This is a genomic window from Desulfatiferula olefinivorans (assembly GCF_054657895.1).
Window position 1 is genome coordinate 1 of record NZ_BAAHXV010000009.1, and the last position, 18,560, is coordinate 18,560.

At 58.1% G+C, this 18,560-nt stretch carries 18 protein-coding genes; 10 read left to right on the plus strand and 8 right to left on the minus strand.

Features of this window, described 5'->3' with window-relative positions; genetic code table 11:
- Positions 1-140 precede the first annotated feature (140 nt).
- On the minus strand, positions 141-545 hold the full coding sequence (locus ACYQ11_RS08325) for an FCD domain-containing protein (protein WP_459923455.1): 405 nt from the start codon (positions 543-545) through the stop codon (positions 141-143).
- Complete coding sequence (locus ACYQ11_RS08330; protein WP_459923315.1) at positions 546-836, minus strand: GntR family transcriptional regulator; 291 nt, start codon at positions 834-836, stop codon at positions 546-548.
- A gap of 649 nt (positions 837-1,485) precedes the next feature.
- Here ACYQ11_RS08330 and ACYQ11_RS08335 point away from each other — a divergent pair.
- From ACYQ11_RS08335 to ACYQ11_RS08355, 5 genes are read left to right on the plus strand one after another with little or no spacing between them, the layout of a single operon-like run.
- The gene (locus ACYQ11_RS08335) at positions 1,486-2,958 is read left to right on the plus strand and encodes a hypothetical protein (protein WP_459923316.1); all 1,473 of its coding nucleotides are present in this window, start codon (positions 1,486-1,488) and stop codon (positions 2,956-2,958) included.
- Positions 2,955-4,136, plus strand: coding sequence for a 2-hydroxyacyl-CoA dehydratase subunit D (locus tag ACYQ11_RS08340; RefSeq protein ID WP_459923317.1), 1,182 nt, complete (start codon positions 2,955-2,957; stop codon positions 4,134-4,136). Before ACYQ11_RS08335 ends, ACYQ11_RS08340 begins: the two co-directional genes overlap by 4 nt.
- Positions 4,133-5,533: a 2-hydroxyacyl-CoA dehydratase subunit D gene (locus ACYQ11_RS08345; RefSeq protein WP_459923318.1), complete on the plus strand. Its 1,401-nt coding sequence runs from the start codon at positions 4,133-4,135 to the stop codon at positions 5,531-5,533. Before ACYQ11_RS08340 ends, ACYQ11_RS08345 begins: the two co-directional genes overlap by 4 nt.
- Entirely contained in the window at positions 5,530-6,327 is a 798-nt protein-coding gene (locus tag ACYQ11_RS08350) for an acyl-CoA dehydratase activase (RefSeq protein ID WP_459923319.1), read from the plus strand. The genes ACYQ11_RS08345 and ACYQ11_RS08350 overlap by 4 nt, the downstream gene beginning before the upstream one ends.
- A complete protein-coding gene (locus tag ACYQ11_RS08355; protein WP_459923320.1) occupies positions 6,324-7,106 on the plus strand; it encodes an acyl-CoA dehydratase activase in 783 nt (260 codons plus the stop codon). Before ACYQ11_RS08350 ends, ACYQ11_RS08355 begins: the two co-directional genes overlap by 4 nt.
- A gap of 178 nt (positions 7,107-7,284) precedes the next feature.
- Here ACYQ11_RS08355 and ACYQ11_RS08360 read toward each other — a convergent pair whose 3' ends face one another.
- The 6 genes from ACYQ11_RS08360 to ACYQ11_RS08385 all read right to left on the minus strand — a co-directional run bounded on the left by ACYQ11_RS08360 (position 7,285) and on the right by ACYQ11_RS08385 (position 13,312).
- A complete protein-coding gene (locus ACYQ11_RS08360; protein ID WP_459923321.1) occupies positions 7,285-7,911 on the minus strand; it encodes a LysE family translocator in 627 nt (208 codons plus the stop codon).
- Between the two features lie 4 nt (positions 7,912-7,915).
- A complete protein-coding gene (locus tag ACYQ11_RS08365) occupies positions 7,916-8,416 on the minus strand; it encodes a hypothetical protein (protein WP_459923322.1) in 501 nt (166 codons plus the stop codon).
- A 166-nt stretch (positions 8,417-8,582) separates the two neighbouring features.
- Entirely contained in the window at positions 8,583-9,356 is a 774-nt protein-coding gene (locus ACYQ11_RS08370) for a lysophospholipid acyltransferase family protein (protein WP_459923323.1), read from the minus strand.
- Positions 9,357-9,369: 13 nt separating this feature from the next.
- Positions 9,370-10,275, minus strand: coding sequence for an EF-P lysine aminoacylase EpmA (gene epmA / locus ACYQ11_RS08375; protein WP_459923324.1), 906 nt, complete (start codon positions 10,273-10,275; stop codon positions 9,370-9,372).
- Between the two features lie 14 nt (positions 10,276-10,289).
- Complete coding sequence (locus ACYQ11_RS08380; RefSeq protein WP_459923325.1) at positions 10,290-11,615, minus strand: histone deacetylase family protein; 1,326 nt, start codon at positions 11,613-11,615, stop codon at positions 10,290-10,292.
- Between the two features lie 29 nt (positions 11,616-11,644).
- Entirely contained in the window at positions 11,645-13,312 is a 1,668-nt protein-coding gene (locus ACYQ11_RS08385; protein ID WP_459923326.1) for a hydantoinase/oxoprolinase family protein, read from the minus strand.
- Between the two features lie 389 nt (positions 13,313-13,701).
- On the opposite strand from ACYQ11_RS08385, the gene ACYQ11_RS08390 reads away from it, so the two are divergent.
- From ACYQ11_RS08390 to trmB, 5 genes are all read left to right on the plus strand, one after another.
- On the plus strand, positions 13,702-14,424 hold the full coding sequence (locus tag ACYQ11_RS08390; RefSeq protein WP_459923327.1) for an enoyl-CoA hydratase/isomerase family protein: 723 nt from the start codon (positions 13,702-13,704) through the stop codon (positions 14,422-14,424).
- Between the two features lie 48 nt (positions 14,425-14,472).
- The gene (locus tag ACYQ11_RS08395) at positions 14,473-14,877 is read left to right on the plus strand and encodes a VanZ family protein (RefSeq protein WP_459923328.1); all 405 of its coding nucleotides are present in this window, start codon (positions 14,473-14,475) and stop codon (positions 14,875-14,877) included.
- A 300-nt stretch (positions 14,878-15,177) separates the two neighbouring features.
- The gene (locus ACYQ11_RS08400) at positions 15,178-16,506 is read left to right on the plus strand and encodes a (Fe-S)-binding protein (protein ID WP_459923329.1); all 1,329 of its coding nucleotides are present in this window, start codon (positions 15,178-15,180) and stop codon (positions 16,504-16,506) included.
- Between the two features lie 238 nt (positions 16,507-16,744).
- Positions 16,745-17,809 (plus strand): hypothetical protein, encoded by a 1,065-nt coding sequence (locus ACYQ11_RS08405; protein WP_459923330.1) that lies wholly within the window; start codon positions 16,745-16,747, stop codon positions 17,807-17,809.
- Between the two features lie 83 nt (positions 17,810-17,892).
- Complete coding sequence (gene trmB, locus ACYQ11_RS08410) at positions 17,893-18,555, plus strand: tRNA (guanosine(46)-N7)-methyltransferase TrmB (protein ID WP_459923331.1); 663 nt, start codon at positions 17,893-17,895, stop codon at positions 18,553-18,555.
- Positions 18,556-18,560 lie beyond the last annotated feature (5 nt).

Here is an 18,560-nt window from a genome sequence, read left to right on the forward strand (position 1 = left end):
ATGTATTTCTTGCCGGCAGGGAGACGTGTTTAAGTCGACAGGATTGATCTGAGATCAATCCGCTGAGATTCTCACGAAGGCCGTTTTTTGCTTTTCTTCAAGGATATGAAACATGCGATTGCCCTGGAGCGTCTCCCCTATCAGCCCGGATCGTCGACCAAAAACGCCGACAGGGGCGAATCCTCGACCAGCGAAAGGGCCTGGTCCTTTTCACTGCGGATGTAGGCGTCGACGGCGCGGACGCCCTTGTCCGGGTCCCGTTCGTGCAAGGCCTCGACGATGGTTTCGAAATAGCGGCAGTTGTTCTTCAGGGCGTCCTGGTTGTTTTTCAGCATGATGGCGATGTACTGAAGCCGCTGGAGGTTGGGCATGATGCTCATCACCACCTGGAAAAGCACCGTATTTTTCGTCGAGGCGATCCCGGCTTCGGTAAAATCCAGAAGAGCCCGGTAAAAATCCCGGTTGTCGAACCGTCCGGCCGCATCTTCCATCCGGTCCAGGGCTTCGATCAATGCCAGGCGATGAGCCTCATCGCAGGTTTCGATTCAGCGCCGGACCACATGGCCGAAAAGCAGGGCGAACACATCGCAGTAAGACTCGATGCTCTTTTTCGACAGACCCGTGACCCGGGCCCCGCAGCGGGGAACCAGTTCGACCAGCCCGGTTTTTTCAAGAATCCGGAAGGCCTCCCGCACCGGAGACCGGCTGACGCCCATTTCCTCGGCCACCTTCTGCTCGTAAATCCTCTCGCCCGGCGCGATGTCGAACCGGATGACCTTGTCGATCAAATGATCGGCAATCTGATCGGACAGATTTTTCGACAGGCTGAACCCCATGCCGCCCCCCGCTTTTCCCTGTACTGTGGTTGATAACCGGCAAGATCCCCCATGATGGGTGCACGTTTGTTTTATCCAATATCCCGGTAAAGATCAACACCGTTCACAGAACGGGGAGCCGGGCGTCAACGATGGGCCGCCCGGACTACCCCGTCGGTCTTTCGGAACGTATCGTACACGGTCACCGCGCGGACGGTCTTGGCATCGACGTCAAAATCAACCGGTTTTTTTCCTCATGATGGCTGATTATGATTTCAACCCCAAGGGGGGTGCGTATAATTGACGATCTCGTAAAAAGCATCACATGACGGCAAAGAAAAACGTTCGAGTTCAAGACGTCGCGAATCCGAAAGGATGATGGGTACTCAGGGTACGACGCAGTGACGAGGGATGAGGCGCAACGCTTAAAATCGGACGTTTTGCCAAGTCGCCGGCATGGGGCCGTAAGCCTGCCGATTTACCTATTTTTTTACACATATGAAAAAACCTGCTGAAAAAGTCCTTGACAGCCTGCGCCTGCCATGCCAAATTGTCGACAAAAGACAATCTACACAAAAAACACAATGCACGACCCGTTTGATCCGGCGCAGAAAATGGCCGCATCGCTGTTCTGTTGATGGGCGTCAACCACCATGAAGGAGCATGAGACATGAAAACACCTCGTTTTGAAGGGGAGTCCCAAGGGATCCGAAATGGCGGGTCCCACGACCTGTCCGCCGTCATCGCCGGTCTTCTGAAGGCTCGTGAAACACGGGGACTTGTGGCGGATGTGGTGCCGGACATCGTGGAGGCCTGGGCCGGTCAAAATCGGCTGAAAAGAAAAATCGCGGACCAGATCGAAGGCTTTGTCCGGAAAAAGATGAACGGCCATGGGCCGGGAGTCCATCCGGGCCTTGCCGAGCTGATGCAGGATGCGGCCTTCACCGGCTCTGCGACCCGGTTTCTCCCCTCGGTGCTGACCGTGACGGTTGAGGCCCTGAATGCCCTGACCGATCATCTGGAAACGGCCGGCGAGGAGGACCGGAAACGGTTCGTCTCCGAGTTGCTGGACAGCCTGGCCCAAAGCCGGCTCGGCGACAGCGTAAGCGTGATCCTGAAAACCCTGAACCGCTGCTACGAGGAAAACCCCGCCTTTCTGTCCGAAAAACTGGCCCCGGCCCTGATCCGCCGAATGGAGGAGCTGGACTTCGGGGAAATCAGGGATTTTCTCGATCTGTCGGCCGGCGACATCGGCATCCTGGTCAAAACTTCGATGGACACCCTTTACAGATACCCGTCCAAACTGGTGCTGGGCCTGAGTTTCATCGCGGACATCGTGAATTCCGCAACGTTTGTGTCTGCGGAATTCCTCGCCATGACCAACAAAATATCGCCGGATCTTCTGACCGACGTGGTGCTGTCCATCTTCCGCAAGGTGGACGGCAAAAAAACGGCCCGGCTCCTGAACCAGGTGTCCGAGATCGTCCGGAAGCTCCACACGGGCAGCGCCCTTCTCGGTGATCCGGGAACCAGCAGGCTGCCCGCGGATCTCATCCGCTTTCTGGAAGACTTCCTTTCCGTGTTCGACGGGGAGCTGATGTGGAAAGCCAAGGTGGCCTTCGAAGAGGAAAAGGAAATCGTGGCCCGGGTCTTCTACCAGGTGATGAAGGAAAACCCCGAGCGCCTGGAACGCCGGATCATCCGCTATTCGTCGCTCAAAAACGCGCAGATCAGAGCCCTTCTGCACCACATGTCCGCCATGACCCGGCTCCCCGAGAAGGACGTGGCCGATGCGGCGGAAAAAGGCCTCACGGCCGTAGAAACCCAGGACCTGGCCGAAGTGGTGAACCTTTTATTCCTTTTTATAAACAAAATCAGCGACCTCAAGCCCGACCTGATCCCCGGACTTGTCACCTCGTTCGTGGACGCCCTGGATCTGTACGAGGTAAGCGACGGGCTTTCGCTGTTTTTCGAGACCGTGGGCGAAGCCCTGATGCCCTTGGAACGGGTGCTGGTGCCCAAGGCGGTGAAACACCTGTGCGCGGTGCTCGAACCCCAAGACGACGATTACGAGCAGGAAGCCGCCGAAGCGCGGGCCATGCTGCGCACCCTGCTCCTTGGCGATGAGGAGGTGGTCTCATGATGGATGATTTTTACGATGCGATCACCCGCATCCAAAACCATCACCTGAAAGAGTGGAAGGCCGGGGGCGGAAAGGTGGTGGGCTACACCTGCTCCTACGTGCCGTCGGAAATTCTGCACGCCGCGGGAATTCTTCCCTACCGGCTCCGGGGCATCGAAACGGAAAGCATGGACATCGCCGACGCCTATTTCGGTCCGTACATCTGCACCTTTCCCAAATGTGTGCTTCAACTGGCAGGGAAAGGAAAATACGACTTTCTCGACGGGGCCGTCATCACCCCGGGCTGTGACAGCATGCGCCGCCTGGACGAATGCTGGCGAAAAGCAGGCGAGACCACACCGGGCATTGTGCCGCCTTTTTTCTATTACTTCGACGTGCCCCACAAAACCGAAGGACACGGTCTGAAGTGGTTCCAGGAGGAAATCGTGAACCTGATCACGGCGGTGGAGCGGCAGTTCGGCGTCCGTCTCACCGACGACGGGCTCCGGGAGTCCATCGGTCTGTACAACCGGGCCCGGCGACGTCTGAAGGAGCTGGAAGATCTGAGATCGAAAGACACCGTGGTGATTTCCGGCACCGACGCCTTTGCCGTGACCATGGCGGGCACGGCCATGCCCCGGGAGGTCTACACGGACCTTCTGGATACCCTGGTCGATTCCCTGAAAAAAAAGAAAGGAAAAAAAGACGGACGCAAGCGCATCATGCTTATCGGCAGCGTCAGCGACGACATCGGTCTGGTGGAGCTGGTCGAGCAGGAGGGACGGGCCGTGACGGTTTCGGAGAACCTCTGTTTCGGGGTCCGGGACGAGGGCAACGAGGTCGTGGAAACGGGCGACCCCATCGAGGCCCTGGCCAAAGCCTACCTGGGGGGTTCCACCTGTCCCCGGATGTACGGAAAGTACAAGGAACGGCTGGCCATTTTGAAATCCCTCATCGCTCGTGCCCGTGTGGAGGCCGTGGTCATGCAGAACATAAGGTTCTGCGACCTCCACGGATCGGAAAACGGCCTGTTCGAACGGGATCTGGAAAAAGAGGGCATTCCCTGTCTCCGTCTGGAACGGGAATACGGGCCCCTGGTTGAAACAGGACGGCTGAAGATGCGGCTCGACGCCTTTTTCGAAAGGCTTGAATCCCGCCCGGCCCAACAGGAAACACTCTGGGAGATGGAGGCGATATGAGACCGGAAATCAGGGAATACAACATGGACTGGATGCTTTTCAGCATCATGATGGCCGCGTCACGAACCGCCGACGGATCACGCAAGGAATACGAACGTCTTCAGCCCTATATCCCCTATTTCAGCGGGGTTCTGGATGCCATTGTCCAGGCGGGGAAACCGGGGGTCACCTTTCTCAAAATGCTCGCGGAATACCTGGAAAACATCGTCACCGCCCACGACAAAGGGAAAAAAGTGGCCCTCACCACCTTTTGTTTTTCCCCGTCGATTTTCTATTCCATGGACGTGGTGCCGGTAACGCTGGAGGTCCTCACCACCTTCGGACGCCTGATGTGGAAACGGGGCGTTGTCGATTACCTGGACTACTCGGTGGAGCTGGGCCTGACGGAGACGGCCTGTTCCGCCCAGCGGGGGTCTTTGGGAGCCTATCTGGCAGGCCTGGGGGCCCATGTGGACATGGTGGTCTGCGACACACCGGGGGTCTGCGACACCAACGCCAATTCCTTTACCTTCGCCGCCGCCTTTCTGGACAAACCCTATTTCCAGTTGAACTACCCCCAGACCCTGGGGGATGAACGGACGAACGCCTACCATCTGGAAGATTACATGGCCATGATCGACTTTCTCGAAGCGAACACGGGAAAGACGCTCGATCCGGACCGCCTGAAAACCATCCTCGATGAAATCAAAATCCAGGACCGGATCGTGTCCGACCTGGAAGACTACCACCGCATGGTTCCCACCCCTCTGCCCGTGGTGTTCAATCTGTTCATCTACGGGGGGCGGTTCATGTTCGCCGGGGAGCCGGTGTACACGAAGCTGTTGCAGGAAATGCTCGAGACGGCGGCCGACAAGGCGGCCAAAGGCGAATCGGGGCTCAGCTCCGGCAAGGAGAACCTGCGGGCCTTCATGTGCTACATCGACCACTACGCCATCAATCTTAATTTCTACGACTATCTGAACCAAAACGGCATCGCCCACCTGGGCGGTATCCTGTCCCGGACCTTCAATCTGGACTCACCCTACATGGACGGCCTGGAAGGCTCGGGCTACGGCATCGACACCTCGTCCATCGAAACCATGATCGACAGCATCGCCCAGATGAACGCGAGGATGCCCATGGTCCGCAGCATAAGGGGGCCCTATGACCGGCCCGGCATGTGGCTGGACGAGACCCTGGCCCTTTGCAAAATGTTCAAGGTGGACTGCGTGATCTACAACGGCACGCCGGGGTGCAGGAACACCTGGGGCATGGTGAAACCCTTTGCCGCGGATCTCGAAAAGAACGGAATACCCACCCATGTCATGAACGGGGACGCCTTTGACGAACGGGTGGAATCCTGGGAGGCGTCCCGTGAACGGCTAAGCGAATTTTTCAATGTAAGGGGGTTGTTATGACACTGGTCGCAGGCTGTGATGTGGGATCCCTCACATCCAAGGCCGTCATCATGAAAAAAAATGCGCTTGCGGGTGTCGGCGTGGTGAAATCCCTGTCCGATCCCCAGGCTTCGGCGGACGCCGCCCTGGCCCTGGCCCTTGAAAACGCAGGGGCCAGGGCATCGGATATCGCCTACTGTGTGGGCACGGGATACGGCAGGGAGAACATCAGCTTCGTCAACGAGGCAAAATCGGAAATCGCCTGCCACGGCAAAGGAGCCCTGTGGCTTGTGCCGTCGGTTCGTACCGTCATCGACATCGGCGGCCAGGACTGCAAGGTGATCCGCATCGACAAAAAAGGGGTGGTCGAAAAGTTCATCACCAACGACAAATGCGCCTCGGGCACGGGACGGTTTCTGGAGGTCATGGCCCGGGTGCTCGATATCAGCCTCACCGAACTGGGAGACCTCACGGAGAAAACCGAAACCCCCATCACCTTTGCCAGCACCTGCACGGTCTGGGCCCAGGCGGATGTGATCAAGTACCTGAACTCCGGCCACAGCGTGGAAGACATCGGCGCAGGCATCAACGCCGCCATGGCCAAACGGGTGGCCATGATGGCCGGGGCCGTAAAACCGGAAAAAGACGTGGTGATGACCGGCGGCGTGGCCAAGAACAAAGGGGTGGTGTCCACCCTCGAAAAGGTCTTGGGACTTCGGATCAGAAACGTCCGGAAAGCGGACCCCCAGATCGCCGGGGCCATCGGGGCCGCGCTTTTTTCACAGTCACGAATAAACGGAGGAGGTGCGGCATGATCGTTGCGGGGTGTGATGTGGGATCGCTCACGGCCAAGGCCGTGATCTTGAACGACGGCAAGATGATCGCCGGCGCGGTGGAACGGGCGGGGACCAAACCGAAGGAATCGGCGGAACGGGTGCTGGACAAGGCCCTCGCCATGGCGGGACTTACCCGGCCTGATATCGACTTCGCCGTGGGCACGGGCTACGGGAAAGACCGGATTCCCTTCGTGAACCAGTCGGAATCGGAAATCTCCTGCCACGCCAAGGGCGCCTGGCGGCAGATGCCGTCGGCCCGGATGGTCATCGACATCGGGGGTCAGGACGCCAAGGCCATCCGGATGGATGAAAACGGCAGCATCGTCCGCTATGTTTACAACGACAAGTGCGCCTCGGGCACCGGACGCTTCCTCGAAATCATGGCCGAGGCCCTGGGCGTGCCCCTGGAAGGCATGGGCGATCTTTCCGAACAGAGCACGGAAAAACTCACCATCTCCAACCAGTGCGTGATCTTTGCCGAAACCGAGGTGGTGTCCCTGATCAACGAGCGGAAAAAACCCCAGGACATCGCCCGGGCCCTTCACAAGGCCCTGGCCGGCCGGGTGGCCTCCCTGGCCAAAAGCATCGGCCTTGACCAGGACATCGTGATGACCGGCGGCGTGGCCAAGAACAGCGGCGTGTTCAAGGCCCTGTCCGAAGGCCTGGGACTGCCGGTCAAACGCCTGCCGGACATGGACCCCCAGATCAACGGCGCCCTGGGCGCGGCGCTGATCGCCGCGGAAAAAATGGCGTTATAAGGAATTTAAATGCCTCCGGCGGCCCTGCCGGGGGCCAAACTTTTGAAACGTTTGACAAACAGATAGGGAAAACGCCTGTGTGACGGTCACGCGCTCGCTTTGCCTTCTACAGCCTGTCCACCCCGTCCACCCCGTCCGTGCTCGTCCGTGCCCGTCCGTGAAAAACGGAAAACCGCCCTCACCGCTCCGTCGTAATCAGCTTCAACGCCAACAATCCGAAAACCGTGCCCGCCAGGCGGTTCATGATCAGCTGGGCCCGGACGGAGCGGGTCAGCCATTCGCCCAGGGCACCGGCCATCAGGGCGATGGTGCCGAACACCAGAATGGTGGCGACGATAAACACATTGCCGAGAATGATCATCTGGACGGTGATGGCCCCGCGTTTTGGATCGGCGAACTGGGGAAGAAAGGCCAGAAAGAAAATCGAGACCTTGGGGTTGGTGACGTTCATCACGATGCCCCGGACATAGAGTTTGCCCGCCGCCATCCGATCCTTGCCGCCCTCGCCCGGCGGGGTGGGCCGCGCCCGGAACGACAGCACGGCCAGATAAAGCAGATAGGCGGCGCCCACGGTTTTCAGCACCGCAAAGGCCAGGGCCGACGCCGTGAACACGGCTGCCACGCCGAAGGCCACGGCGGTGGTGTGAACCAAAAGCCCGGTACACAGGCCCAGGGTCACCAGAAGGCCAGACATCCTGCCGTGGACCGCCGACTGGGTCATCACGAAAATATTATCCGGACCGGGCACCAGGGCCAGCACCAGGGAGGCCATAAAAAAGGGAATCAGGGCGTCAAGGGGCATCATGATGCTATCCCCTGATCCGTGCATGACGGCTTTGGTCGGCGCGGGACGGGACGCCGGACATCAACACCGTCCCGTCGGTGTGAAAGTACCGGGAAATGGTTTCCCGATCGTTGACCCGGAGCACCCGAATCCCGGCCGGATCAAGCATGACGGGCTTTCCCGCCTTTTCCGAAAGAACATGCTCAAGGGCCGGAATATCCAGCTGAAGGATGGCCTGGTCGAGCAGCCCGGGGTCCTGTTCCCCGTTCAGGAGCTCGGCGCTGAAACGCCGCTCGGACGTGTAAATGCAGCCGGTGGTAAAATCCACGGCAAAGGCCACCACCCCCGGCAGAATACCGGGAATGAACAAAATGGCATCGAGAATGGCCACCCCGGGATCGATGTATCCCGACGTACGCCCCCGGCGTTCCGGATAGAGAATGAATCCGCAGGAAACCGTCTGAAGCAGAACGGTCAGCACAGCCAGTCCGGCCAGGGTTTTCAGAATCTTTTTTTGCAAAAGCATAAGGACTCCTTATTCAAGTCTTGGTCGACCCCAAGGCGCCGGAACGACGACAAGGGCCGCAAACATCACCACTATACCGATCACAGGCCCATGAGGCAATCCCCTTGAAACCCTTTGTGCCAACATTCCGACCCGGTTCCCCCCAACGCGAACCGGTCAGGGCCGCTCAGAACAGGCCCAGTTCCAGACGTTTTTGCATCAGGGTGAGATGTTTGGTCATCAGAGCCCGGGTCATGTCCCGGTTTTCCTCCTGACTGCGGGCGGCATGCTCCGCGTAGGGAATCTCGTCGAGCACCTTCACGCGGATAGGGTGAACCCCCAACGACAGCAGGCTGTTTTTGGGCAGGGCGTCCCGTGTCCCGCAGATAACCACGGGCAGCACGGGGACCTTTTGTTTTCCGGCAAGAATGAAGGCGCCGGGTTTGAAGGGCTTTATCGTTCCGTCTTCGGAGCGGGTGCCTTCGGGAAACAGAAGCACCGACGATCCTTTTGCCAGGGCCTCTTCGCAGTCGGCCATCATTTTCGAAATACTGTTCACATAGCCCCGCCTGATCAGGATGTAGCGGTTCAGGGCCATCTGCCATCCCAACAGGGGCACCCGGACGATCTCCGCTTTGGAAACCCATTTGAAATGGGTAAACAAAAGGGCCGTCATGACGATGTCGAGCTGGGACTGATGGTTGGCCACAATCACATAGACCGCATCCTTCCTGATCTTCTCCCTGCCCTCGACCTTGATCCGCCAGGTGGGCATGACAAAGGCCCAGAAGGCCAGACAATAGCAGGTGAAGCGGTGAAGCACCCGCCGGTTGGGATCAACGGGCGCCGTCAGGCACCAGAGCATCAGGGAAATCAGAAAAAAAACCGGGGCCGTACACACAATCAGGGCCAGCATCAGAACGGACAGAACAATACCGCCGAGGCGTTTGAGAACAGTCATGGGTGATTCCTTTTCACAGGGTTTCGGGAACGAAGGGCACCACCTCGTCGATGGTTGCTGCGTCGCAAAAAAGCATGATCAGCCGGTCCAGACCCAGGGCCATGCCTGCCGCCTCGGGCATGTAATCAAGGGCGTCGAGAAACCGGGACGGCAGCGGATAGACGGGTTTCCCCAGATCACGGCGAATCCGGTTTTCATCATCGAAGCGAAGACGCTGCTCATCGGAGGAGGTCAGCTCCGAAAAGCCGTTGGCCAGTTCAAGGCCCGCGATGTAGACCTCCACCCGTTCGGCCACAGACGGATCATCGGGTCTCAGGCGGGCCAGAGACGCCTTTTCGGCCGGGTAATCATACAGAAACACGGGACGGTCCCAGCCCAGCCGGGGCTCGATCTCAAGGCCCATGACCTCGTCGAAGGCGTTCACTGAAAGGGCGCCCGCCATGGTCATGGAGCCATAAAGATCGAAGGATTCCGCCACGCTGATACGGTCAAAGGGCCGGCCCAGGTCGATGCGGGCGCCCTGATAGGCAAGGGTGCTGCCGCATCCCAGATTCCGGGCCAGATCGCGCACCAGGGCTTCGGTATCCGTCATCAGATCCCGGTAATCGGCACCTGCGGCGTACCACTCGAGCAGGGTGAATTCCGGCAGGTGTTTCCGGCCCCGCTCGTGTTTTCGGAACACCCGGGCGATTTGAAACAGCCGGTCCAGCCCCCGGGCCATCAACTGCTTCATGCAGATTTCCGGCGAGGCCTGGAGGCAGGCCCCCTCGGACTCCACCGGATCGATATGAGCTTCGGGGATCAGGGCCGGTTGGCGGATGGGGGTGTCCACCTCCAGGTAGCCCCGATCATAAAAAAAACTGCGGACCAGGCGCATCACATGGGCCCGGGTCCGCAGGTGGGAAAAATCTCTGGTCACGTGTCGTGCTGTCCCTACCGTTGCTTGAAAACGACTTCGTGATACTCATCGTTCGGCCGGTCCTGAAGAAAGGCCCGGTCGTAAGGGCCTTCCGAGGCCTTTTCAAACCAGGCCCGGGCCGCGGCGTCACAGCGGGCACAGGCGTTCACGGGAATATGCACGCCCAGGATATGCTGGCCGGTGTCGGCCGAGGAATCGATTTTGAGCGCACCGGCACAATCGTCGCAGATCCTTATTTCATCTTTCTGCATTTCATAGATCATGTCCGTATCGTACATGATGTTCCGGCGCCGTTCGATGAACTCCCGTCCGCCGCGGATTTTCGCCTGCATCCCGTGCCGGTTGTTCCAGTTGTTCATCACCACCTCGCCGATGCGCCGGATGGCCCGGGTCACATCCTCGGACTGGCGGATGCGGGCCCCGTCGAAACCGGGTTCCACCACGCCTTTGTAATCCAGACCGGCCAGGGCCAGAATGATGCCGGTGTTCACGTAGGGCAGCGCCCCCTCGATGGAATAACCGCCCTCGAGGACGGCGATGTCCGGTTTCAGCATCCGGGTCAGGTCCGCATAGCCCTGGGCGGAAAAATTCATGTTGGTCAGAGGGTCGGTGAAATGATTGTCCTGCCCGGCGGAATTGATGATGATATCCGGCTTGAATTCATCCAGAATCGGCAGCACCACGTGCTCGATGGTATAGAGATAGCCTTCGTCTGAGGTGAGCGGCGGCAGCGGAATGTTCACGGTGGTGCCGTAGGCGTTGGGGCCGCCCAGTTCGTCTGTGAACCCCGACCCCGGATACAGGGTCCGGCCGTCCTGATGAATGGAGATGAACAGGGTGTTGGGGTCGTGCCAGTAGATATCCTGGGTGCCGTCGCCGTGATGGCAGTCCGTGTCCACGATGGCGACCTTGTTCACGCCGTAATGCCGCCTGAGAAACTCGACCAGAATCGCTTCGTTGTTGATGTTGCAGAACCCCCGGTTGCCGTGGACCACCCGCATGGAATGGTGTCCCGGAGGCCGGACCAGGGCGAAGCCCCGTTCGATCTGTTTTTCCATCACGGCCCGGCCCATGGTGACGGCCCCGCCGGCGCTGATGAAATGGGATTTGGTGGTCACGGAAAACACATCGGGCACACAGAAATGAACCCGTTTGATATCCATTTCGCTGACAATATCCGGCTTGTATTCGACGATGCCCTCGATATCGAGCAGGCCTTCCTCGAACACCTGGTCCTGGGTATACAAAAGCCGCTCTTCCCGCTCCGGATGGGTGGGATCGATGGCCCAGTCAAAGGCCGGGAAAAACACAAGCCCCGTTTTGTAATGCGCTCTCAGCATAAGGTCTCTCCGGTTCCCCTTTCCGGGGGTCAAATGGCTTTATAGCCCTCGATGAGCCCCGGCTTCACCTGGGCCCTGATCCTGATGTTCTTGCCTGTGGTTCGAAATCCCCGGACCATGTTGAACGACAGGCTCTCGACGATTTCGGTCTGGAGGTTTTCGGCTTCCGAGCCGTTTTTCACCGCTTTTTTCCGCAAGAGCTCAAAGGCGGTCTCCTCGGCGTCACGATACGAGTAGACGCCCCGAATGGCCTTGGTGTAATTCTCCTCCGGAGCCAGCACCACGCCTTTTTCGGTGTCCACAAACAGGTTGACCTCACAGGTGGTCCGGGCCAGCCCGGCGCCGATGGCATTGGCCACGCCCCAGCGGGGCACCGCTTCCACATCGGGTCCGAAGATCTTCTTCAGATGGCGGACAAAATACTCGGCCGGCCCGCCCAGAACCAGCACCCGGGACGGGGCCACGGTGTAGCCTTCGAGCAGTTCATGGACCGTATACACCGGCTTGCTGTTGATGTCCTGAACCAGGGTGGCCGCCGCCTCGATGATCATGGTGCAGGTCTTTTCGAAGATCCGTTCGGCGGCCTGCACGACGCCGATATTCAGCTTTCGCGCCAGGGCCTCGATGCCGGACCGGGCCGCCGCGGCATCGCCCCCTTCGATGTCTTCAATGACGAACAGGGCGTCGGTGGGCGTGGGAAAGGATCCGCCGTAGGCCATGGCCGGGCCTTTGCGCTGGGGGCCGATGATGATGTTGCCGTCGACGACCTGAACCAGGCTGTCGCCCCCCACCCCCATGGAATGGGTTTTCAGGGAACGGATCAGGGTTTTGTAAACGCCCAGGCTGATGCCCAGAGGCTCCAGAACCGGAGACCGGTTGATCAGAACGGCGATGTCCGTGGTGGTTCCCCCGATGTCGAGCACGACCACATCCCCCTTTTCCGGCGCGGCGCTGATCGACCCCATCACGCTGGCGGCGGGCCCGGAAAGGATGGTCTGACCGGGAAAGTCGATGGACGAGCTGAAACTCATGGTGCCGCCGTCGGCCTTGAGAATGTGAATGGGGATCTGAAGCCCCTTTTCGATCAGGGACTGTTTGACCGCATAAAAAAAATCCTTGTGAATCGGATACACGGCGGCGTTGAGGAAGGTGGTGGCGATGCGCCGGGGGAAGTTCAGGTTCCCGGAAATGCGGTGGCCCTGAAAAATCTTTTCGAAGCCGTAATCGGACAATATCTTTTCAATCCGGATTTCATGGGACGGGTTGCGTGTGGAAAACTTGGCCACCACCCCCACATGCCGAATGCCGTCGGCCTTCATCCGGGCCGCGATATCAAGAATCTGACCTTCATCGAGGCTTTCGATTTCACGGCCCCTGTGATCCACGGCGCCGGCCACGCTGTAATAGTGAGTACAGACCCGAAAGGCGTCAGGATCGATGCCCGGGCCGCCCACCACGATCATGCCCACGGCGTCGACCTGGCCGGTCACCATGGCGTTGGTGGTCAGGGTGGTGCTCAACACCGCCCGCTTGATGGCGGCGGTATCGATTCCCTCGGTAATTTTCTCCAGACCGGTCAGAACGGATTTAAACAGATTCGCGGTATCGGTCGGCACTTTCACTTCTCTGAACGGACCATCCGGGCCTATCAGGACCACATCGGTATGGGTCCCACCCACATCCAGTCCAATTAACATGGCATTCCCCATAAAGGTCAAATGGATTTCATCGAAAAAGGTCCGATCATCGATCGTTCCTTCGGTTGTCCGGACCGTCATGCCCGGACAATCGATGATCGATGCACGGGGAGGTCCGTCTGCTTCATGTCTCAAAGATGGTGAAGGTTTAAGGTATATAAAAACATCAGGCTTGTCAATGATATCGCTGGGCGTCCCGGGATAATCCTGTAGCGGCACAGCGCGCCGTGCCGCTGCATCGTCTCGCCCGGGACGCAGGGGATAATCGTCATGAAAAAATCTCTTGAGTCCCGCGCGGCCATACCTTATAAACACAGGATTCGAACAGAAGGCGCACCCGGCTTGCCCGGCGGCGCATGCGGTTACCCAAGACAACGACGAGGAAAAACATGGCACTTGTGGAATGGAAAAACACGAACGGCATCGCATGCGTCAGCATGTGCAACGGCGGCAATACCCATAACCTTGAATTTGCGACGGTCATGAACCGCATTCTCGACGAGATCGTCGAGGATCAATCGGTCAACGCCATGGTGCTGACCTCAACGGACCCCAAAAACTTCTGCCTGGGCATCGACGTGGACTGGATCAGCAAACGATTCCAGGACAAAGACTTTCAGGAGATCAAGGATTTCATGTACGCCATGAACACGATCTTCAAGAAACTCCTTTTGTTTCCCGTCCCTGCCATTGCCGCCGTCAACGGCCACGCCTTCGGCAACGGCGCCATTTTGGCCTGCGCCTGTGATTTCCGGTTCATGCGTGCCGACCGGGGATTCTTCTGCTTTCCCGAAGTGGACCTGGGCATCCCCTTTCTTCCGGGCATGGTGGCCTTCGTGACCAAGGCCGTGCCGCGCCCCCTGTTCAACGACATCTACCTGTCCGGCAGGCGTGTGGGTGCCGCCGAACTGGCCGAACACGGGGTCATCGTCAAAGCCTGCGCCGATGTGGAGGAACTGAACCGTGAGGCCATGGCCTTTGCCGCCGGCTTTACCAAGAAACGCGGGATCTTTTCCAAACTCAAGGAACGGCTCCACAAGAATATCGTCGCGGTTCTGGATACGGAAGACATCCCGGTCATCGAATCCCTGAAGCTGTTCATCACCGACTGATTCGAAGGCCCCGTCTTATCCGGGCGGGGCCTTCAAGGCGAAACGCCCATGAAGCCGATTCTTTTCCCCCGGTTCCAGCACCACCTTTTCCGGGCCGCACTCTGGCTGTCTCTTTGCGTTATCGTTTACCTGGCCTCTATCCGTATCGACGAGCCGCTGCCGGGGCATTTCAGCGACAAGGTCTACCACGCTCTCTGCTTCACCGTCCTGGCCTTTCTGACCGACTACGCCTACCCGAAAAGCGGCTTTGGTCCCCCAAAATACGTCCCGTTGATGCTCTACGGCGTCATGATCGAGGTGATTCAGTATTTTATCCCCTACCGGAGTTTCTCCACCGCCGATATGCTGGCCGACGCCCTGGGCCTGGTCGTTTACGGCCTTGCCGCCCGGCTTCTTTTCCGGGTCCGGGGCGGGGTTTCCGGCAGGCAGGACGGGCCTGACGCCTTTCGTTGAAACGACCCGTGTTTGGGTCCACAGACGTCGTCGGTGCGATTCCGACCGGTCCGGCAGGCAAAAACAATTATTGACATCCGATGAAAATTAAGAGTAGAAGGACTATTGTCCTAAAATGGACAGGAGTACGGTTGAAAGCATTCGGTAAAGCGATGGACGTGAACCATCCCGTCCATTTGATCATGTTTTTCATCACAGGGCATGGCTCGGCCCCAGAACGCGGCCATGCCCCACGTTCTATCCCGGTTGGGTTGTCGATCATCCGCTCCGGGTAAAATGATTAAGGAGGATAAAGTAAGTATGGCTGATGAAGCGATTAGAATCAGTGGAGATACCAAAAGTATCTTCAAGGACAAGGTGATGGAGATCCTGCCGGAAGGCGGGAACCTCAACGCCTGTCTGACGTGCGGCCTGTGCTCTTCCGGCTGCCCGGCCACCGGGCTGGCCGATATGGACCCGAGAAAGTTTCTCCGCATGGCGGCTCTCGGCATGGACGAAGAAATCAAGAACCACAAATGGGTGTGGATGTGCAGCATGTGCATGCGCTGCAACACCGTCTGCCCCATGGAAATCAACATTCCCCAGCTGGTGTTCAACGCCCGTAAACTGACTCCGCGGGAAGAACGGCCCAAAGGGATCCTCGGATCCTGCGACATGGCTCTCAAGGTCGATACCTGCAGCGCCATGGGCTGTACCCAGGAAGACTTCGAATTCGTTATCGAAGACGTTCTCGAAGAAGTGAAGGCCTCCCAGCCCATGTGGGAAGAACGCGACCTCCAGGCACCCATCGACAAGGAAGGCGCCGAGTTCTTCCTCAACCAGAACTCCCGCGAACCCATGACCGAACCCGAAGAAATGGTGCCGCTCTGGAAAATACTCAACCTGGTCGGTGCGGACTGGACCTACGGCAGCGAAGGCTGGGCCGGTGAGAACTACTGCATGTTCCTGGCCGACGACGAGGGATGGGAACACATCACCCGGAAAAGCGCGGAGAAATGTGAGGAGCTGGGATGTCCCGTCTTCCTCAACACCGAGTGAGGGCACGTTACCTTCTCAGTCCTGGCAGGACTGAAAAAGTTCAACATCAAACACGACTTCAAAGTGGATCACATTTACAACTACTACGCCAAATGGATCCGTGAAGGCAAACTCAAACCCAATCCGGACTGGAACAAGGATCTGAAGCTCAAGTTCACCGTGCAGGATCCCTGCCAGATCATCCGGAAAACCTTCGGCGACGAAACGGCGGATAACCTTCGCTTCGTGGTGAAATCCATCGTGGGTGAAGAAAACTTCGTCGACATGTATCCGAACAAATCCAACAACTTCTGCTGCGGCGGCGGCGGCGGCTTCCTCCAGAACGGATTCAAGGAAGAGCGCCTGGCCTACGGCAAGATCAAGGACACCCAGATCAAAGCCACGGGCGCCACCTACTGCGTTGCCGGTTGCCACAACTGCCACGCTCAGATCCATGAGCTTTCCGAGCACTACGGCAGCCATTACCACGTGGTTCATATCTGGAGCATCCTGGCTCTGTCCCTGGGCATCCTGGCTCCCAACGAGAGAACCTACCTGGGTGAGGAACTGCAGGACGTAAACGTTCCGGAATACATCGAACCCGAGTATTGATCGGTTTCGATCCCATCGTGTCATTCTTGAAGCCCCGGTTTTTCAAAAACCGGGGCTTTTCTTTTTTCTTAAACCGGCCCCACGCCGTGTTGACGCCCCCATAAAATCGTGTTATTTTTAGCCATCATTCATCCGCGTGCCGTGCGTGAAGCCATTTACTACCATCCCGTACAAAGGCACGTGCACGACGCGGAAGCCATGGTCAACCATCCGGACTTCAACAGAGGGGAGGCGTTCATTGCCACAGTGGAGGTACAGGGAAGAGCTGAGCCGCGCCAACAAACTCAGACGGTCTTACTACGAATTACTCCGTGACGATCTTGACCAGCTGGCCCTCACCTACGGCCTGGTGGATTCTTTCTACAATTTCAAGCGAAAGGATCTGCCTTTCCCCTTTGTGGAACGACGGGAGCTGAAACCCCGCGCCCGGATTCCCGGCACCGAATTCGACGACATCAACAGCTTTCTTCTGATTTTCGTGGAAGACGTGATTCCTGCGGCCTGCAAGAAATACATCCGCTTCTTCGACGTCAACAAAGCCACCAAAACCAACCTGACGGCTGCGGGGGTCCTGAATCTGTCCGATGATTTTGACCGAAACCAGAAGTACCTGGATTCCCTTCAGTTTAACGAATTTGTTCACACGCTCTTAAACGTGGACTACGCCCTTCTGATCCAGCGTGACGAATCGATCAAAGCCAGGGACCGCTACGGCATTTCCCATTTCCATGTGCGCATCGACTGGCCCATCGCCGATGCCGCCGAGGAACTGGCCAAGGATCTGCGCTACATCCTCAAGGACCTCTACGAGAAAGGCGACAAGTACGCCGAGGATGTGCAGAAAAAGTTCTTCGAATACTACGGCCTGCCCGTCATGGCCGGAGGCCGTCGCACGGCGGCCAGTGTGGCGGCCCAGTATTTGAAACGCATCCCCTGCATTTCGACGATCTACGTGTGCAGCAGCGAATCCCGCTGCCTGCTGCGGTTTTCCGAGCGCGGCCTGTCCAAAACCACCCTGATCCGGCTGACCCTGACGGAAATGCTGGCCATCGCCGAAGAAAACGGCATGAACCTGGACACCTTTTCCAAAAACTATCTGATCGACTATGAGGAGAAAGACGGGGTCTGCCTGTTCCAGGTCGTCTACGACCACACCCCCCAGGCGTCCTTTCCCAAGGACGGAAAACTCAGGGGACTGAAGCCCGACCAGTCCTGGATCACCATCAGCGGCCAGCAGATCCTGCCCCGGCCCGGAAGCTGGGACCTGAATCCCCTGTTGGTCAACATCGTCTATGCGAACTGACCGCATTTCTTCGGTCCAAAAACACTGGCGGTTTTTTCCATACCCTGCTACAAGAGTTTTTTTTATTTTTATCGTGAGGGGTCATGGGAAAAAAGAAGCGAAGAAAATATGCGGCAGCCGATCAGACGTCCAACATCATCTCCCCCCGGCTGATCGACCATCAACGGTTTGAATTCGAGTCGGTCTGGGATCCCTCATACTTCGGCAACGATCACACGGTGGTGGCGGAGCTGGGCTGCGGCAAGGGGGAATTTACCGTCAACCTGGCCCGGAAGCATCCGGAAAAGAATTTCATCGGGATCGACATCAAAAGCGACCGCATGCTGATGGGGGCCTGCGCGGCCCAGGCGGAGCATCTGACGAACCTGTGTTTCGTCCGGCTCCGCATCGAAGGCCTTGCGGCCTATTTCCCCGATCATTATTTTTCCGAAGGCTACATCACCTTCCCAGACCCCCATGAATCCACCAGCAACGGGAAACGGCGTCTGACCTCCGGACGGTTTCTGGCCCTTTACAAGCAGGTGTTCATCCCCGGAAGCCCGATCCATCTCAAGACCGACAGTGACATTCTCTATGATTTCTCCAGAGAAAGCATCCCGGAAAACAACGGGGTGCTTCACATCGTAACCGATGATCTTTACGCCGAAACCCGGGACCTCGGAGACATCACACGGATCCAGACCACCTATGAGAAACGCTACCTGGCCCGGGAAAAATCCATCAAATACATCGCCTTTTCGATCTAAGCGCA

Excerpts from the sequence above, each read along its gene's own strand:
- ACYQ11_RS08345 (WP_459923318.1), top strand. The coding sequence starts at position 4,133 with ATGAGACCGGAAATCAGGGAATACAACATGGACTGGATGCTTTTCAGC.
- ACYQ11_RS08355 (WP_459923320.1), top strand. The coding sequence starts at position 6,324 with ATGATCGTTGCGGGGTGTGATGTGGGATCGCTCACGGCCAAGGCCGTG.
- ACYQ11_RS08385 (WP_459923326.1), bottom strand. The coding sequence starts at position 13,312 with ATGTTAATTGGACTGGATGTGGGTGGGACCCATACCGATGTGGTCCTG.
- ACYQ11_RS08390 (WP_459923327.1), top strand. The coding sequence starts at position 13,702 with ATGGCACTTGTGGAATGGAAAAACACGAACGGCATCGCATGCGTCAGC.
- trmB (WP_459923331.1), top strand. The coding sequence starts at position 17,893 with ATGGGAAAAAAGAAGCGAAGAAAATATGCGGCAGCCGATCAGACGTCC.
- ACYQ11_RS08365 (WP_459923322.1), bottom strand. The coding sequence starts at position 8,416 with ATGCTTTTGCAAAAAAAGATTCTGAAAACCCTGGCCGGACTGGCTGTG.
- ACYQ11_RS08340 (WP_459923317.1), top strand. The coding sequence starts at position 2,955 with ATGATGGATGATTTTTACGATGCGATCACCCGCATCCAAAACCATCAC.
- ACYQ11_RS08395 (WP_459923328.1), top strand. The coding sequence starts at position 14,473 with ATGAAGCCGATTCTTTTCCCCCGGTTCCAGCACCACCTTTTCCGGGCC.
- ACYQ11_RS08330 (WP_459923315.1), bottom strand. The coding sequence starts at position 836 with ATGGGGTTCAGCCTGTCGAAAAATCTGTCCGATCAGATTGCCGATCAT.
- ACYQ11_RS08370 (WP_459923323.1), bottom strand. The coding sequence starts at position 9,356 with ATGACTGTTCTCAAACGCCTCGGCGGTATTGTTCTGTCCGTTCTGATG.
- ACYQ11_RS08360 (WP_459923321.1), bottom strand. The coding sequence starts at position 7,911 with ATGATGCCCCTTGACGCCCTGATTCCCTTTTTTATGGCCTCCCTGGTG.
- ACYQ11_RS08350 (WP_459923319.1), top strand. The coding sequence starts at position 5,530 with ATGACACTGGTCGCAGGCTGTGATGTGGGATCCCTCACATCCAAGGCC.
- ACYQ11_RS08335 (WP_459923316.1), top strand. The coding sequence starts at position 1,486 with ATGAAAACACCTCGTTTTGAAGGGGAGTCCCAAGGGATCCGAAATGGC.
- ACYQ11_RS08380 (WP_459923325.1), bottom strand. The coding sequence starts at position 11,615 with ATGCTGAGAGCGCATTACAAAACGGGGCTTGTGTTTTTCCCGGCCTTT.